Source organism: Pedobacter sp. SL55 (genome assembly GCF_026625705.1).
GTDB lineage: Bacteria > Bacteroidota > Bacteroidia > Sphingobacteriales > Sphingobacteriaceae > Pedobacter.
Genome location: NZ_CP113059.1, coordinates 1,721,203 through 1,736,617 on the forward strand (window position 1 = coordinate 1,721,203; position 15,415 = coordinate 1,736,617).

Sequence of the window (15,415 nt, forward strand, 5' to 3'; positions counted from 1 at the left end):
GTTAAGGTCTTTTTTTGATGTAATCTAAGGTTTGTTCAATCCAATCGCTTTTAAAAAGATCTAAGGCAACATCGGGATTGAGGCCTTTACTTTCGTAAGCCAAATCTCTCTCTAGCCCTTTCATGTCTGTAGGATAGAGCGTAAAGCGACCACTTGGCAGCACTATTTTGGTGCCATAATTACTGCCAAAGGTAATCATGCCTTTGGTTTGTTCTCCTAAAGTGGTTACGTTTTTTAAGGGTTTTAGCTCTAAAATAAATTGTTCGGCATTGCTTACTGTGGCCGAGTTCTGTAAAATAAAAATTTGGCCTTTGTATTTCTTTAATAGGGTTAGAAACTTACCCGAAGTTTTATATCCGCCTCCCGTGTTCCCCCTTAAATCTACTATTAAGTTTGCTGTACTTAACTTGTCTGCCATCGTTGCGAAAAACTCTTCCGATTTTTTAATGTTGATATTGCTTGAGCTAAAGCTGCTCAGCCTTAAATAGCTAACGTTGTCATTAAGGGTTTTATATTCGAAATTATCGTTGCTTTTCTCAAGTATAGAAAACTTATGCTCTTTATATTTTGTAAATGGTGTCCCTAACAGGGTTCCATTAACTAACCTTGCATTTTTGATTAAATTGTAAGGTACTGGCTTGCCTGAGTATAAGAGCAAATCGTAACCGTTATAAAGGTCTGAAAAAGTTCGCCCATTAAAACGCCATTCTTTAAGCTTACAATTTGATAGCTTTTATCGCCGCTGGCAAATAATCCAAATTCATGATTGCTGGCATAATAAATACCTTCTAAGTCGCTTTTATCTTTTGGTATTAATTGTTTTTTTAAGGAATCTACGTTTAAGGGCAAAGAAATGAAAACAGGTTTAAGTGTAGTATCTGGTGTGCGATAAAATCCTAAATGATTATCATTAATTGCAGAAACTAATAGCGCCAACTGCTTAAATGTTGTTCTCTCATCTGCGTTTTCAATTTTTAGTTTTACCTCATCGTACAACTGTTGATAGGCCTTGTTGCCTTTTAGTAGCTTTTTGTAGGAAGGGGTTTTCTGTATGGCAGTAAATAGAGCGTTTAAATCTTCTACGTTTGGGTTATGTTGTGCTTTGGCATTTAAAAAAGTAAGGAAAAGCAGTACTAAGTAAATCAGTTTTTTCATAACCAAAAGACGCATATCAAACCGTTATAGTTGCATTATCTGGTGGCTAAAAAATTCGTGAGTTCAACAAAATCGGCTACGCTCAAAGTTTCAGCTCGTTTTTCATAAAATGGATGTTCGCCAAGTTTGTCTTTAGGCACTACCGCAGAAACAGCATTGCGTAAGGTTTTTCTACGTTGGTTAAAGCCTGCTTTTACTACTCGCCAAAACAATTTTTCGTCGCAATCTAAATGTTCCACATTGTTTCTGCTTAAACGGATAACACCAGAATTTACCTTTGGCGGCGGATTAAAAGTTCCCGGTTTTACGGTAAACAAATATTCGATATCGTAATAAGCCTGAATAAACACACTTAAAATGCCATATTCTTTAGTGCCAGGTTTAGAGGCACACCGCTCGGCCACTTCTTTTTGGAACATACCCACCATTTCTACAATGTTATGGCGGTTTTCTAAAATTTTAAATAAAATTTGCGAAGAGATGTTGTAAGGAAAATTACCAATTACAGCAAACTTACCGGGAAAGATATCTGCAAAGTTGAGTTTTAAGAAATCGCCGTTAATTAGTCTATCGCCCAGTTGGGGATATTTTTCTCTCAAAAACTGGAATGATTCTACATCGATATCAATGAGAAAAGTTTCCAAATTTTCACGCTGCAGCAAGATATCTGATAAAATGCCCATGCCTGGACCAACTTCTAGCACCTGATGGTATTTGTCGGTATGGATTAAACCATCCACAATTCGTTGCGCAATGTTTTTATCGGTTAAAAAATGCTGCCCTAAATGTTTCTTTGCCTTAACTAAACTCATATAACTCCCAACCCCTAAAGGGGCTTTAAAATTTAAAGTTCAAAGTTACGAAATTAGTCCGAGGTGGGATGTTAGAAGTCTGACGATATGGTGCAAATCTTACATCTCATATCTCATATCTCATATCTAATGATTATTTTGCGCTAAATTTTAAACATCAGGCATGAGCAACAAAGTTAAGATAGGCATAAGTATAGGAGACGTTAACGGTATTGGTTTAGAAGTTATTTTAAAAACACTTGCCGAGAGCAAGATTTTAGATTATTGTACACCAATAGTTTATGGACATACTAAAGTTGCTTCTTTTCACAGAAAGGCTTTACACTTGAGCGATTTCATGTTTAATGTAGTGCCAAATGCCGAAGCGGCTGTGGCGCACAAAGCCAACATGATTAACTGCTGGGAAGAAGATGTGAAGATTGAGCTGGGCACGGCTAACGAAACTGGTGGCAAGTATGCTTTCCTATCATTACAAAAGGCAACTGATGATTTGGTGCGTGGTGCTATTGATGCTTTGGTAACTGCTCCAATTAATAAAAATAACATCCAATCGGATGATTTTAAATTTCCGGGACATACCGAATATTTACAAGAACGTGGCGGCAGCAATGATGTATTGATGTTTTTGGTGAGCGATACTTTACGTGTTGGCGTGGTAACGGGACATATCCCGGTAACTGAGGTAGCCAAAAGCATTACTAAGGAGAAAATCGTTAAAAAACTACAGCTCATTAACGAAAGCTTGAAGAAAGATTTTTGGGTAGAGAAACCTAAGATTGCAGTGCTTGGTTTAAATCCGCATGCGAGCGATAATGGTTTGTTGGGCAGCGAAGAAGCAGAAGTGATTTCGCCAGCTATTCAAGAAGCGTTTGATAAAGGGATCATTTGTTTTGGTCCGTACCCTGCCGATGGCTTTTTTGGCAATGGCACCTACAAACAATTTGATGCGGTTTTAGCGATGTACCACGATCAAGGTTTAATTCCTTTTAAAACTATTGCTTTTGAAACTGGCGTAAACTATACCGCAGGCTTAAAGTTTGTACGTACTTCGCCAGATCATGGTACGGGTTATGGAATTGCAGGCAAAGGCGAGGCAGATGCTACTTCGTTTATGGAAGCACTTTTTACGGCTATCCACATCGTGAAAAACCGTAGGGAGCAGGAAAGTTTGTTGCGCAACCAATTAAGAACTGGTGGTAAAATTATAGAGACTGCTGGCGATATTAAGGATGATGCGAATTGATAAGTAAGTCATGAAACTAATTAACCCTCTCTCTTTTTTAATCATTACCCACCTGCTAACGTTCTTTTATCAAGGCGTTACACCTCAGCATGCTTTTTATCAACAAAATTCGTGTAGCGTAAGCTTAAGCGGCGGTAGCTGTGTTGGAGAGGTGCTTACTGTAAACAGTTCCGAGCCTGTTCAATCTATCATGTGGATGTTAAATGGTGTTTCCATATTAGAGCAAAATATAGCTAGGCAGAACAATGGGGTGGTGGTAGCAGGTGGAAACGGAGCGGGAGTTGCACAAAATCAGTTCCAAAATCCAGCGGCAATTTTCATAGACAAAGATGGTAATTTGTTTGTTCCCGACATGACAAATAACAGAATACAGAAATGGGCTCCAGGCGCAGTTACTGGCACAACTGTAGCTGGTGGAAATGGAATTGGAAATGGTGCGCATCAATTTAACAGGCCAACCGGAGTGGCGGTTGATAAAGATGGTAATATCTATGTAGCCGACCAAAACAATAGAAGGGTGCAAAAATGGGCGCCAGGAGCCACAAGCGGTGTAACTTTGGCATCTGGTATTGGATCGCCTACTAGACTTTGTTTTGATGGCAACGGAAACTTATATGTTTCTGCTCAAAGTGATGATAGAATTTTGATGTTCGCTAATGCTACCGGTGCTGCGAGGGTTGTTGCCGGAGGGAATGGTAACGGCAGAGGTGCTAACCAGCTTGCTAGTCCTACAGGGATTTTTGTAGACGATAGAAATAACCTTTATATCTGCGACACCGACAACACCAGGATTCAAAAGTGGGTGCTTGGCGAAAGTTCTGGCAGGACGGTAGCTACATTAAGTACAAATCCGTTAGGTATACTTGTTGATAAAACCGACAATATGTATATATGTGATTACACAGGATATGCCGTTTTAAAATGGCCTTTAGGGGCTTCCTCGGGAACAATAATTGCTGGTGGAAATGGACCTGGTAGCAATCCTAATCAGATTAAGCCTGTAGGTATTTTTATGGATGAGCACAATAGTTTATTTGTAAGTGATTTCGACAATGCTAGGGTAATCAAGTTCTCAAATATTTATACTGGCAGCTATACCACACTACAATCTGGGGTTTATACCGCTAAAATTACTACCGCTAATGGGTGCACCAGCATTTCCAATCCTATTACAATAGTAGATAAGATTGTACCGCAAATTAATATTACTGCAGATAGAGCTATTACTTGCACCAACTTCCCTTTGTTATTTACGGCCAATATTAGGAATGGTGGCTCTGCCCCAAAACTCCAATGGAGGGTAAATGGTGCTGATATTCCTAATGCTAATGCCGCCACTTTTAGTAGTGCGAGTATAAAAGGAGGCGATGTAGTGAGTTGTACTTTAACCAATCTTGATCAATGTGTAAGCAATGCAGTGGTGCTGAGCAATACCCTTGTGCCTCAAGATCCTTTGGAGGAGCCTAACGTTCAGATTAGCCTAGATCAAGATGATGTATGTAAAGGTTCTTTGCAAACTTTCCAGGCAATGGCCCAAAATGCAGGAACTAATCCAACTTACCAATGGTTGCTTAACGGGCTACCAATTATTGGAGCGCAGAATAGTCGTGTTTTCAAGTCTAATGTGCTTAATCACAATGATGTAGTTGCTTGCGTAGTTACGAGTAGCGCCATGTATTGCCAAGCCAATTCAACTGCCGTCAGTAATGAGTTAACTGTCAAAATTAAACCAATTTTAACGCCCACAATAGCTATATCCACTAATGAAAAAAAGATATATGAAGGTTTAACAGTAAGCTTTAATGCGGTAACACAGCACGATGGAGATGATGCAAGTTATGTCTGGAAAATTAACGGCAATATAGTTTACATAGGTGGAAAGAACTTTACTACGAACACCCTCAAGGCTGGAGATAAAATAAGTTGCGAAATGACTGTAAACACACCTTGTGTAAGCTCGAACAAGGTGTTGTCGAATTTGTTGCCAGTTAACGTTATTAAAATTGAAAAGGTTATTCCACCAAATGCTTTTACACCAAATGGAGACGGTATTAACGATGTGTGGAATATAGATGAGTTGAGGGTTTTTCCAAATTGTACGGTAAAGGTTTTTGCAAAAAATGGGAGTGAAGTTTTTACATCTAAGGGCTATAAAAAGCCTTGGGATGGCTTTTATAAAGGTAAAGTCTGCCCCGTTGGGGTATACTATTATTTGATTGTTTTAGATGGCCGGCAAAAACTATCGGGAAGTTTAACGATTATTAAATAAGACTATATAAATCTTCGTTTTTAAAGTAGCCTTTTGTTGCTATCCATATTGTAAAGGCAGTAGATAGCAAGAGGTTTGTTAATTTGCTAATTAAGAAGCGATGGTAAAAGTTATATAAGTCGCCAGCAATATGAATAACGATGCGAATTAGATCATAAAAGAAGATGGGTGAAATTTCTCCGATTATACAGCCTGAAGAGCTACTTCATTTAAAGCAAAGCGATGAAAACTTTATTCTTATTGATGCCGATGGAGGTGGAAAACAACGTTACCTTTCCAAGCATTTAGAGGGTGCTTATTTTGTAGACCTAGAGGCCGATCTGTCTGTAGCGGTGGCAAATCCTGCAAATGGGGGCAGACATCCGTTGCCTGATCCAAAGGTATTTGCAGCAACTATCAGTAAACTAGGTATTGGGCCTAAAACTCATGTTGTTATTTATGATGATAAAAATGGAGCCAATGCCGCTGCCAGATTTTGGTAGATGTTGCGAGCAATTGGTTACGAAAATGTGCAGGTTTTAAGTGGTGGTTTTAACGCGGCTTTAAATATTGGCTTTCCAAGCAATGCTGATATTAAAACTCCGAGGCCTGTAAAAATTGACACCTCAATTTCAGAATGGCAACTCCCATTGGTTTCAATGGATGAAGTTAAGGTAGCTAGCGAAAAACGAACTAGACCTATTGTAGATGTAAGAGCAAAAGAGAGATTTGATGGCATTGTAGAACCACTAGACTTAGTTGCTGGGCACATTCCTAATGCAATTAACGTTCCGCTGACGGAAAACCTTGATGAATTTGGAGGCTTTAAAAATCCAATCTTATTAAGAGAGAAATACGAAAGCTTATTTGAAAATCTTGATAGCAAAAACATCATTGTTCATTGTGGCTCGGGCGTAACAGCCTGCCATACCTTATTGGCTTTCGACTATGCAGGTCTGCCAATTCCTAATTTATATGTAGGTTCTTGGAGCGAGTGGTCTAGAAGTGGGAACGAAATGATCCTGAGCACCAACCAAAGCAGCAATTAACCTATATTTGAAAGGTGCATATGATTCTAAATTTTCATAGGTGGCAATCTATATGAATACCAATCCAGTGTATAAAACCGATTGCCTAGATTAAACAATTTATAACAATATGAAAAAAATATCAGTAATAACACTTCTATCGTTGATTGCCTTAAACATTAATGCGCAAACTAAGGTAAACCAACAAGGTTCAATGCTGACTATCCCAAAAGGAGCTGTTAAGTTAAAGGATGTTCAAGATAAAGAAAAGTTAGCATCTAAATTTCAGATCAATGGAGATATTGGAAAGTTATCTGACGCATCTAATGATTATGTGGTTGATGGGATGTACCTTTCGTTATTTTATCATCGTAAGTCGTATCAACCGGACTACCTTTTGACATTGAAAACGGATTTAGAAAAAAGGAGAAAACGCCTTGGACTTAAAGACAGCTATTTTACAAGTTCAGTCCTAAAAGATAAGGAAAAAGAAGCGCTAATCGTGAGAAATCATGGTCCAGAATGGAACTACTACAGCTTTGATGTCGTAAATACCGAATACAGTGCTAGTGTACATGGAATACTCAAATTTTCTGGTGGAGAAGAGACAAAAGCAAAGCAAAAAATTGAAGAAATTATAGAGTCGGTACAATTTCAGAGATAGTTAAAATATGTGTTTGCTAACGTAGTAAAGCGGAAAGAAGGGCTGCTTTTGCCAAGATTTACCTACGCAGTTTTTCGAATCATTTGAAGAAAGATGTTTAACAACAAAATTCTACTCCTCATTTTTCTAAAAACATTTTCTTTTCAGAAAATATTTCATACCTTTGCAGGCTAAAATTTAGTTACAATTGACACCATGAAAGCGTTGAAACAATTTTCTATCCCCTTTACAGGTTTAAAATTGGGAAAACACAATTTCGAATTTGAAATTGACAAAAGCTTTTTTGATGAATTTGAGCATTCTTTGGTAAAAGATGGAAAGCTTAAGGCAGAAGTTGAACTAGATAGGCAAGAAACCATGTTGGTTTTAAGTTTTCGCATTGCTGGAACTATAAAACTTAATTGTGATACTTGTCTGTCTGATTTTGATCAGCCAATTGAACTAGAGGAAAGACAGATTGTGAAATTTGTTGAGGCGGTAGAAGAAGATGAGATCGAAGATTTAGAAATCATTGTTTTACCTAGGAAAGAAACAGCTATAGACGTTGCTGAATTGATTTATGAATTCATTACCGTAGCCGTACCTTTCATTAACAAATGTGAGCAAGCTGGGCAAGCCTGCGACGAGCAAATGCTAAGTACTTTAGATAAGCTGGCAGCAGGTAACGAAGAGCAAGAAGAACAAACAGACGACCCGCGTTGGGAAGCGTTGAAAAAATTAAAATAGTAATTAAAAAAATCAAGTAATGGCACATCCAAAACGTAAGATTTCTAAACAAAGAAGAAATAAAAGAAGAACGCACTACAAAGCTGAAGCGCCTTCATTAACTACTTGCCAAACTACTGGTGCGGTACACGTACCACACACAGCTTATAACGTTGATGGTAACCTTTACTACAACGGTAAATTAGTTATTGAAAACACTTCGATAGGTTAATTTTCTGAAAAATTTTTGTGTTTTCCGTTAGTTTAAGTTTAACTTAGTCTGATAGAAATAAAGCAGTTTAGCTTAACACAAAAGATTTTTTACTATGAAAATAGGTCTAGATATTATGGGTGGAGACTATGCTCCCAAAGCTATTGTTTTGGGAGCTATAGAAGCCCATCAATCTCTTTCTCCAAATGAGCATTTAGTGCTAATTGGAGATACTGAGCAGATTAAACCACTGCTTTCCGAAAAAGGATTCAACCCCGATCATTTCGAATTCGTACATACCGAAGAAGTTATTGGTATGGGCGAACACGCCACAAAAGCAATCCTTCAAAAACCCAATTCAAGTATTTCTGTAGGCTTCCAATTATTAAAGGAAGGCAAAATAGATTCGTTTGCAAGCGCAGGTAATTCTGGTGCAATGTTAGTTGGCGCTGTTTTTAGCGTTAAACCTATTGCGGGCATTTCTAGGCCTTGCTTGTGTACCATTGTGCCTAAATTAAAAGGTGGTGCAGGGTTGCTATTAGATGTTGGCGCCAATGCAGATTGCAAACCAGACAACTTATTAGAATTTGGTGTTTTGGGAAGTCTGTATGCCGAATATGTGATGCAAATCAACAATCCAAAAGTAGCTTTAATGAACATTGGCGAAGAAGACGAAAAAGGTAACATGCTTACCTTGGCAAGTCATCGTTTGATGAAAGAAAAAGCTTCTTTTAATTTTGTGGGCAATGTAGAGGGCAGAGATTTGTTTAACGACAAAGCCGATGTGATTGTTTGCGATGGTTTTACGGGAAATATTATGCTGAAACTGGCAGAATCTTTCTACGTACTTACTATCAAAAAAGGATTGAAAGACGAATTCTTCGATAGATTTAACTACGAAAATTATGGTGGCAGCCCGGTATTGGGGGTAAATGCCCCAGTTTTAATTGGACACGGTATATCGAGCCCAGAAGCGGTAAAGAACATGATCTTCCAGTCTAGGGATATGATTACGACTGGATTGGTAGGTAAAATACAAGCCGCATTCAAATAATTAAATACAGAATAAAAAATGAGTAAAATTCACGCTGCTATTACCGCAGTTCACGGTTACGTTCCAGATTATGTGTTAACCAATCAAGAGCTAGAAAGTCTTGTAGATACATCTGACGAGTGGATTACATCGAGAACGGGTATTAAAGAGCGAAGAATATTAAAAGGCGAAGGTTTAGGTACTTCAGATTTAGCTGTGCCTGCGGTAAATGGTCTTTTAAAGAAGAGGGGCATTGATGCCAAAGAGATTGATTTAATCATCTTTTGTACTACTACGCCAGATTTTACTTTCCCTGCTACGGCCAATGTACTTGCCGATAAAATTGGAGCAACAAATGCTTGGGGATATGATTTGCAGGCGGCCTGTTCCGGTTTCCTTTTTGGATTAACCACCGGAGCGCAATTCATAGAATCTGGAAAACATAAAAAAGTATTGGTAGTGGGTGGCGATAAAATGTCGTCTATCATTAACTACGAAGACCGAACCACTTGTATCATTTTTGGCGATGGTTGCGGTTGCGCACTTTTAGAACCTAACGAAGAAGGGTTGGGCTTACAGGATTCTATTTTAAGAACCGATGGTGCAGGCGGTAAATTTTTAGGCATGAAAGCTGGCGGATCTGTAAAGCCGGCAAGCCACGAAACAATTGATGCCAAAGAGCATTTTGCACACCAAGAAGGACAAACGGTATTTAAGTTTGCCGTAACCAATATGGCCGATGTAGCTGCAGAAATTATGGAAAGAAACAGTCTTTCTGCTAATGATGTAGCGTGGTTGGTACCGCACCAAGCCAACAAGCGTATTATCGATGCTACCGCCTCTAGAATGGGCGTAGATTCTGACAAAGTAATGATTAACATTGAACGCTACGGCAACACCACAAATGGTACTATTCCTTTATGTTTATGGGAGTGGGAAAGCCAGCTTAAAAAAGGCGATAATATTATTTTAGCAGCATTTGGTGGTGGTTTTACTTGGGGTTCAGTTTACCTAAAGTGGGCTTATAATAGTTAGTTTTTTGGTTGGTTAGATGGTTAGTTGTTTAGTAAGTTGTATCGAACAGAACAACACCCCTAAAAACTAAAAAACCAAACACCTAAAAAACTAATTACAAAACCTTAACTTTGCTAATTCAAACAAGACATAACAATTATTTAACATAACCAAAAGAGAATGGATATCAAACAAATTCAGGAACTTATAAAATTTGTTTCTCGATCAGGAGTAAATGAAGTTTCTTTAGAGCAAGAAAACTTCAAGATTACCATTAAAACTAACCAAGCCCCTGTTTATGTAAATGCAGCAGTACCGTCAGCTTCAACACAAGTTGTAATGACGCCACCTGCACCAGTTACATCGCCTGCTCAAGCAGCACCTGCAGCGGCAGCAGCTCCGGCTACAGAAGACACCTCTAAATACATTACCATAAAATCTCCAATGATTGGTACTTTCTACCGTTCTGCAAGTCCTGAGAAACCTTCGTTTGTAAACGTTGGCGACGAGATAGGTACTGGCAAAGTGGTTTGTATCATCGAAGCAATGAAATTGTTTAACGAAATTGAGAGCGAAGTTTCTGGCCGTATCGTTAAAATATTGGTAGACAATGCGTCGCCGGTAGAGTATGACCAACCGTTATTCTTAGTTGAACCTATCTAAGGGATTTCACAGATTATTAGATCACACAGATAAGATTAAATACATCGGTGTAATCATTAAATCAGTGCAATCATTTTAAATTAGAATTATGTTTAAAAAAATATTAATTGCCAACAGGGGCGAAATCGCTTTGCGTATTATCCGTACTTGTAAGGAGATGGGCATTAAAACGGTAGCAGTTTACTCTACAGCTGATAGAGAAAGCTTACACGTTCGTTTTGCCGACGAGGCTGTTTGTATTGGCCCACCGCCAAGCAAAGACTCTTATTTAAGTATCCCAAACATTATATCTGCAGCAGAATTAACCAATGCAGACGCCATACATCCTGGTTACGGTTTCTTGTCAGAAAATGCTAAGTTTTCTTCGGTTTGCCGTGATTATGGAATTAAATTTATTGGTGCTACGCCAGAGCAAATCAATGGTATGGGCGATAAAGCCTCTGCTAAAGAAACCATGAAAATTGCTGGTGTACCAACTATTCCAGGTTCTGAAGGCTTACTAGAAAACGTTAAAGATGGTATTAAACTAGCTAACGAAGTAGGTTATCCGGTAATCTTAAAAGCTACAGCAGGCGGCGGTGGTCGTGGTATGCGTGTAGTTTGGAAAGATGAAGAATTTGAAAATGCTTGGGACAGTGCACGTCAGGAATCTGGTGCTGCTTTTGGTAACGATGGTTTGTATTTAGAGAAATACATCGAAGATCCTCGCCACATCGAAATCCAAATCATTGGTGATCAATTTGGCAAAGCTTGTCACTTATCAGAAAGAGATTGTTCTATCCAACGTCGCCACCAAAAATTAGTAGAAGAAGCGCCTTCTCCTTTCATGACTGATGAGTTACGTCAGAAAATGGGTGAGGCAGCAATTAAAGGTGCTTTAGCGGTACAATACGAAGGTGCTGGAACAGTTGAGTTTTTGGTAGATAAACATCGTAATTTCTACTTCATGGAGATGAATACCCGTATCCAAGTAGAACATCCAGTTACCGAAGAGGTAATTAACTTCGATTTGATTAAAGAGCAGATTAAAGTAGCCGCAGGTATTCCAATTTCTGGTAAAAATTATACGCCAGATATGCATGCCATCGAGTGCCGTATTAATGCAGAAGATCCTTTTAACAACTTCCGCCCTTCGCCAGGAAAAATCACGAATTTCCATTCTCCAGGCGGTCATGGTGTACGTGTAGACACTCACGTTTATGCAGGTTATCAAATTCCACCTAACTACGATTCGATGATTGCAAAGCTGATTACTGTAGCACAAACTAGAGAAGAAGCCATTTGTACTATGGAGCGTGCTTTAAGCGAGTTCGTAATTGAAGGTATTAAAACTACCATTCCATTCCACTTGAAATTAATGAAAGACCCTAACTTTAGAGCTGGTAATTTTACCACTAAGTTTATGGAAACTTTCGATTTTGCGGAATAAGGACTGTTAAAATAATATAAGATGCCTCGACAAATTGTTGGGGCATTTTTATTTTGCACGCTCCACAACTTACGGCGTCATTCCCGCGTAGGCGGGAATCGTAATGCGATAAAAATACAACGCTTTAAGATCCCAAACTAAATTTGGGATGACGACTATGCGTATAAGCAGCAATTAGCTCAGATTACTTTACACTTTTCACTTTCAACTCTCAACTTTCAACGCTACCTTTACAATAAAATATGCAGGGATTAGTTATAAAATCTACAGGAAGTTGGTACCAAGTATTTGCCGAAGACGGTAATACCTACTCGTGCCGAATTAAAGGCAAGTTTAGGATTAAAGGGATACAGACCACCAACCCTATTGCTGTTGGCGACCAAGTAGATTTTGAGCTAGAACCTAATGCAGATACGGGAGTAATTCATCAACTCCATGATCGTAAGAACTACATTATTCGCAAGTCGATTAACTTGAGCAAGCAATCGCAAATTATTGCAGCCAATTTAGACCAAGCTTTTTTGATTGTAACCCTTGCCTCGCCTCGCACATCCTTAGGTTTTATTGACAGATTTTTGGTAGTTGCCGAAGCTTATGATATTCCAACTTCGTTGATTTTTAACAAGCTGGATTTGTACAACGAAGATGGTTTAGCAATTCTGGCCGACTACAAATCTATTTACGAAAACATCGGTTATCCATGCTATGAAGTTTCTGCATTAGAAGGCACCAATATTTCTCAGATAGAAGGTTTACTGAAAAACAAGACTACTTTATTCTCGGGTCATTCTGGCGTGGGTAAATCGAGTTTAATTAATGCCATTTTACCAGATTTTGAATTAAAGACGGGAGAAGTAAGTGAATGGAGCGATAAAGGGCAGCATACTACCACTTTTGCCGAGATGCACCAATTGCCATTTGGTGGTTATTTGGTAGATACGCCAGGAATTAGAGAGTTGGGCATTGTGGATATTGAAAAAGAAGAATTGAGCCACTTTTTTGTAGAGATGAGGGAAAGGCTTAACCAATGCAGGTTTAACAATTGTAGGCATATTAACGAGCCTGGTTGTGCTGTAATTGAAGCTGTAGAAGATGGAGAGATAGAACCTTCGCGTTACGATAGTTACCAAAGTATTTATTTTGGTAACGATACGAGAGCTTAATCAGGGGTCAGGGATTAGGTATCAGGAGCTAGGGGTCAGTAGTCAGGTATCAGTGGTCAGTTATCAGCTTGCAATTTTCAGTTAACCGATTAACCAATTAACCAATTCAAACAGTTAACCTGCCAGTTTTATCTCAAACAAGTTCAAAGTAATGCCTTCATAATGTTTAGGCAGGCCGCTATTAGGTTCAATTTTGATATTTCCTACGTGGTTAAAGCCACAGCCTGTGTAGTATTTCAGTAAACGCTGGTTATCTGCCCAAGTATCCATGCGGATATAATCTAAAGGCATGGTTTTACTGTATGTTTTTGCCCAATCGATAATTACTTTCACGAAACCGTAGCCTCTAAAGTTTGGATGGGTAACAATACGATGAATGTACACTGCCGCTTCATCATCTTTGCCTGGCCAAATTTGCGGATCGCTGTAGGTTACTGCGAAAATTGCTGCCACAGTTCCATCTGCCAATATTTTATACTGGCGGCCTTCGGCAATTTCTTGCTGTACCAACGCTCTGCTAAACCCTTGCCATTGTTTAGGCGAAACTTTCTTTTGATGTTCGATGGCCAAGTCATAAAATTCAAAAATGGTATCGATATCGGAAGGCAAGTTGTGGAGCACCTGTATAGAATTTTGCATGGGATAAAATTAGCAAAGTTCTTTTTTGTAATTGTGTTTTACTTGTAACTTTTAATTGGGTAGTGCTGCAGGCTACAAGTTGTTTTTAGCAAGGATTTAAGTAAAACAAACCTGATTGCAGCGAACACGGAGCGAAGTGTAACGAGCGAAGTAAAGCGTAAAGCAGGGCTGTAGTGAACGAAGAACTACAGGCTTTGCTTTTCAAAAAAAATGGAAATATGATTTTGGTTATAACTAGACCAACTGTAACTAATTTTTAGCGTATTTATTTGCTTTTTTGGTTTAAGGCTTATATCTTCGTTTTTAACAGCGCAAGACTATGTAGGTTTAACACCCCATGTAGTCTTGTTTGTTTTTTATAGGATTAAAGAAAAGAAATAGCGCTATGGCAGATATTACCTATTACACCAAAGAAGGGTTAGATAAATTAAAGGAAGAATTACATCAGTTAAAGACTGAGGGAAGGGCTTCGATTGCAAAAGCAATTGCAGAGGCTCGTGATAAAGGCGATTTATCGGAAAATGCAGAGTACGATGCGGCAAAGGAAGCACAGGGTTTGCACGAAGCAAAAATTGCGAAATTGGAGACGGTGTTGGCCAACTCTAGGTTGTTAGACGAATCGAAATTGGACTTGTCTAAAGTATTGGCATTATCTATTGTAAAGATTAAAAACGTAAAGAATGGCGCTACCATGACCTACCAATTGGTTGCCGAAAGTGAAGCTGATTTGAAATCGGGAAAAATCTCGGTAAAATCGCCTATTGCACAAGGTTTGTTGGGTAAATCTGTAGGTGATAAAACCGAAATACAAGTGCCAGCAGGCAAAATTGAATTCGAAATTCTGGAAATCTCTAGATGATAATTGTTACGAGTTACGGGTTAAATGTTGCAAGTTTAGCAGCTTAACCCGTAACAGGTAACTCATAACTTGTAACCAAAATGAGTAGCATTTTCTCTAAAATAGTAGCAGGCGATATTCCGGCGCATAAAGTAGCCGAAACGGATGATTTTTTAGCGTTTTTAGATATTAGTCCGCTGGTTTTGGGACACGTTTTGGTTATACCCAAAAAAGAGGTTGATTATATTTTTGACCTAGAGGATGATCTGTATAAAGGCTTGATGTTGTTTGCTAAACATGTTTCTACGGGTATTAAAAAAGCTTATCCGTGTGATAGGGTGGGTGTGGCTGTAATTGGTTTGGAAGTGCCCCACGCACATGTGCATTTGATACCCATTAATACTATGAACGATATGAATTTTGCCAACCCGAAACTGAAACTGAGCCAAGAGGAATTGGCAGAGGTTGCGGCTAAGATAAAAAGGGAATTAACCCCCTAGCCCCCTAAAGGGGAGATGCCTTACATAGCGACTATAGAATAAGTCCCCTTTAGGGATTTAACTTCTCATT

At 38.8% G+C, this 15,415-nt stretch carries 18 protein-coding genes; 14 read left to right on the forward strand and 4 right to left on the reverse strand.

What is annotated here, in order from left to right:
* Window position 1: 1 nt before the first annotated feature.
* From OVA16_RS07860 to rsmA, 3 genes are read right to left on the reverse strand one after another with little or no spacing between them, the layout of a single operon-like run.
* A complete protein-coding gene (locus OVA16_RS07860) occupies window positions 2–658 on the reverse strand; it encodes a S41 family peptidase (protein ID WP_267764699.1) in 657 nt (218 codons plus the stop codon).
* Window positions 619–1,155, reverse strand: coding sequence for a hypothetical protein (locus tag OVA16_RS07865; protein WP_267764700.1), 537 nt, complete (start codon window positions 1,153–1,155; stop codon window positions 619–621). The genes OVA16_RS07860 and OVA16_RS07865 overlap by 40 nt, the downstream gene beginning before the upstream one ends.
* A gap of 35 nt (window positions 1,156–1,190) precedes the next feature.
* Window positions 1,191–1,967 (reverse strand): 16S rRNA (adenine(1518)-N(6)/adenine(1519)-N(6))-dimethyltransferase RsmA, encoded by a 777-nt coding sequence (rsmA, locus tag OVA16_RS07870; protein WP_267764701.1) that lies wholly within the window; start codon window positions 1,965–1,967, stop codon window positions 1,191–1,193.
* A gap of 163 nt (window positions 1,968–2,130) precedes the next feature.
* Here rsmA and pdxA point away from each other — a divergent pair, with 163 nt between their 5' ends.
* From pdxA to rsgA, 12 genes are all read left to right on the forward strand, one after another.
* Window positions 2,131–3,210: a 4-hydroxythreonine-4-phosphate dehydrogenase PdxA gene (gene pdxA, locus OVA16_RS07875; protein ID WP_267764703.1), complete on the forward strand. Its 1,080-nt coding sequence runs from the start codon at window positions 2,131–2,133 to the stop codon at window positions 3,208–3,210.
* 10 nt (window positions 3,211–3,220) lie between these two features.
* Complete coding sequence (locus OVA16_RS07880; protein WP_267764704.1) at window positions 3,221–5,479, forward strand: gliding motility-associated C-terminal domain-containing protein; 2,259 nt, start codon at window positions 3,221–3,223, stop codon at window positions 5,477–5,479.
* A 164-nt stretch (window positions 5,480–5,643) separates the two neighbouring features.
* The gene (locus tag OVA16_RS07885; protein ID WP_267764705.1) at window positions 5,644–5,961 is read left to right on the forward strand and encodes a sulfurtransferase; all 318 of its coding nucleotides are present in this window, start codon (window positions 5,644–5,646) and stop codon (window positions 5,959–5,961) included.
* Window positions 5,962–6,507 (forward strand): sulfurtransferase, encoded by a 546-nt coding sequence (locus tag OVA16_RS07890; protein ID WP_267764706.1) that lies wholly within the window; start codon window positions 5,962–5,964, stop codon window positions 6,505–6,507.
* A 109-nt stretch (window positions 6,508–6,616) separates the two neighbouring features.
* A complete protein-coding gene (locus OVA16_RS07895) occupies window positions 6,617–7,150 on the forward strand; it encodes a hypothetical protein (protein ID WP_267764707.1) in 534 nt (177 codons plus the stop codon).
* A gap of 195 nt (window positions 7,151–7,345) precedes the next feature.
* Entirely contained in the window at window positions 7,346–7,876 is a 531-nt protein-coding gene (locus OVA16_RS07900; RefSeq protein WP_267764708.1) for a YceD family protein, read from the forward strand.
* Between the two features lie 19 nt (window positions 7,877–7,895).
* Window positions 7,896–8,087, forward strand: coding sequence for a 50S ribosomal protein L32 (gene rpmF, locus OVA16_RS07905; protein WP_138722481.1), 192 nt, complete (start codon window positions 7,896–7,898; stop codon window positions 8,085–8,087).
* A gap of 94 nt (window positions 8,088–8,181) precedes the next feature.
* Window positions 8,182–9,120 (forward strand): phosphate acyltransferase PlsX, encoded by a 939-nt coding sequence (gene plsX / locus OVA16_RS07910; RefSeq protein ID WP_267764711.1) that lies wholly within the window; start codon window positions 8,182–8,184, stop codon window positions 9,118–9,120.
* Window positions 9,121–9,138: 18 nt separating this feature from the next.
* The gene (locus OVA16_RS07915; RefSeq protein ID WP_267764712.1) at window positions 9,139–10,134 is read left to right on the forward strand and encodes a beta-ketoacyl-ACP synthase III; all 996 of its coding nucleotides are present in this window, start codon (window positions 9,139–9,141) and stop codon (window positions 10,132–10,134) included.
* Window positions 10,135–10,293: 159 nt separating this feature from the next.
* Window positions 10,294–10,776, forward strand: coding sequence for an acetyl-CoA carboxylase biotin carboxyl carrier protein (gene accB / locus OVA16_RS07920; RefSeq protein ID WP_267764714.1), 483 nt, complete (start codon window positions 10,294–10,296; stop codon window positions 10,774–10,776).
* An 88-nt stretch (window positions 10,777–10,864) separates the two neighbouring features.
* On the forward strand, window positions 10,865–12,205 hold the full coding sequence (gene accC / locus OVA16_RS07925; protein ID WP_267764715.1) for an acetyl-CoA carboxylase biotin carboxylase subunit: 1,341 nt from the start codon (window positions 10,865–10,867) through the stop codon (window positions 12,203–12,205).
* 242 nt (window positions 12,206–12,447) lie between these two features.
* Entirely contained in the window at window positions 12,448–13,368 is a 921-nt protein-coding gene (gene rsgA, locus OVA16_RS07930; RefSeq protein ID WP_267764717.1) for a ribosome small subunit-dependent GTPase A, read from the forward strand.
* Between the two features lie 114 nt (window positions 13,369–13,482).
* On the opposite strand, the gene OVA16_RS07935 is transcribed toward rsgA, so the two are convergent.
* Entirely contained in the window at window positions 13,483–14,007 is a 525-nt protein-coding gene (locus tag OVA16_RS07935) for a GNAT family N-acetyltransferase (RefSeq protein ID WP_267764718.1), read from the reverse strand.
* Between the two features lie 385 nt (window positions 14,008–14,392).
* Between OVA16_RS07935 and greA the strand changes: the two genes are divergently transcribed.
* Together greA and OVA16_RS07945 are read left to right on the forward strand one after the other, a co-directional pair.
* Entirely contained in the window at window positions 14,393–14,866 is a 474-nt protein-coding gene (gene greA, locus OVA16_RS07940; RefSeq protein ID WP_138728572.1) for a transcription elongation factor GreA, read from the forward strand.
* A gap of 80 nt (window positions 14,867–14,946) precedes the next feature.
* On the forward strand, window positions 14,947–15,345 hold the full coding sequence (locus OVA16_RS07945) for an HIT family protein (RefSeq protein WP_267764721.1): 399 nt from the start codon (window positions 14,947–14,949) through the stop codon (window positions 15,343–15,345).
* The last annotated feature ends 70 nt before the right edge of the window (window positions 15,346–15,415 follow it).

What these genes read in the sequence shown, in the direction of transcription:
- OVA16_RS07865 (WP_267764700.1), bottom strand. Translation starts at nt 1,155, where the DNA reads ATGAAAAAACTGATTTACTTAGTACTGCTTTTCCTTACTTTTTTAAAT.
- rsmA (WP_267764701.1), bottom strand. Translation starts at nt 1,967, where the DNA reads ATGAGTTTAGTTAAGGCAAAGAAACATTTAGGGCAGCATTTTTTAACC.
- pdxA (WP_267764703.1), top strand. Translation starts at nt 2,131, where the DNA reads ATGAGCAACAAAGTTAAGATAGGCATAAGTATAGGAGACGTTAACGGT.
- OVA16_RS07880 (WP_267764704.1), top strand. Translation starts at nt 3,221, where the DNA reads ATGAAACTAATTAACCCTCTCTCTTTTTTAATCATTACCCACCTGCTA.
- OVA16_RS07885 (WP_267764705.1), top strand. Translation starts at nt 5,644, where the DNA reads ATGGGTGAAATTTCTCCGATTATACAGCCTGAAGAGCTACTTCATTTA.
- OVA16_RS07890 (WP_267764706.1), top strand. Translation starts at nt 5,962, where the DNA reads ATGTTGCGAGCAATTGGTTACGAAAATGTGCAGGTTTTAAGTGGTGGT.
- OVA16_RS07895 (WP_267764707.1), top strand. Translation starts at nt 6,617, where the DNA reads ATGAAAAAAATATCAGTAATAACACTTCTATCGTTGATTGCCTTAAAC.
- OVA16_RS07900 (WP_267764708.1), top strand. Translation starts at nt 7,346, where the DNA reads ATGAAAGCGTTGAAACAATTTTCTATCCCCTTTACAGGTTTAAAATTG.
- rpmF (WP_138722481.1), top strand. Translation starts at nt 7,896, where the DNA reads ATGGCACATCCAAAACGTAAGATTTCTAAACAAAGAAGAAATAAAAGA.
- plsX (WP_267764711.1), top strand. Translation starts at nt 8,182, where the DNA reads ATGAAAATAGGTCTAGATATTATGGGTGGAGACTATGCTCCCAAAGCT.
- OVA16_RS07915 (WP_267764712.1), top strand. Translation starts at nt 9,139, where the DNA reads ATGAGTAAAATTCACGCTGCTATTACCGCAGTTCACGGTTACGTTCCA.
- accB (WP_267764714.1), top strand. Translation starts at nt 10,294, where the DNA reads ATGGATATCAAACAAATTCAGGAACTTATAAAATTTGTTTCTCGATCA.
- accC (WP_267764715.1), top strand. Translation starts at nt 10,865, where the DNA reads ATGTTTAAAAAAATATTAATTGCCAACAGGGGCGAAATCGCTTTGCGT.
- rsgA (WP_267764717.1), top strand. Translation starts at nt 12,448, where the DNA reads ATGCAGGGATTAGTTATAAAATCTACAGGAAGTTGGTACCAAGTATTT.
- OVA16_RS07935 (WP_267764718.1), bottom strand. Translation starts at nt 14,007, where the DNA reads ATGCAAAATTCTATACAGGTGCTCCACAACTTGCCTTCCGATATCGAT.
- greA (WP_138728572.1), top strand. Translation starts at nt 14,393, where the DNA reads ATGGCAGATATTACCTATTACACCAAAGAAGGGTTAGATAAATTAAAG.
- OVA16_RS07945 (WP_267764721.1), top strand. Translation starts at nt 14,947, where the DNA reads ATGAGTAGCATTTTCTCTAAAATAGTAGCAGGCGATATTCCGGCGCAT.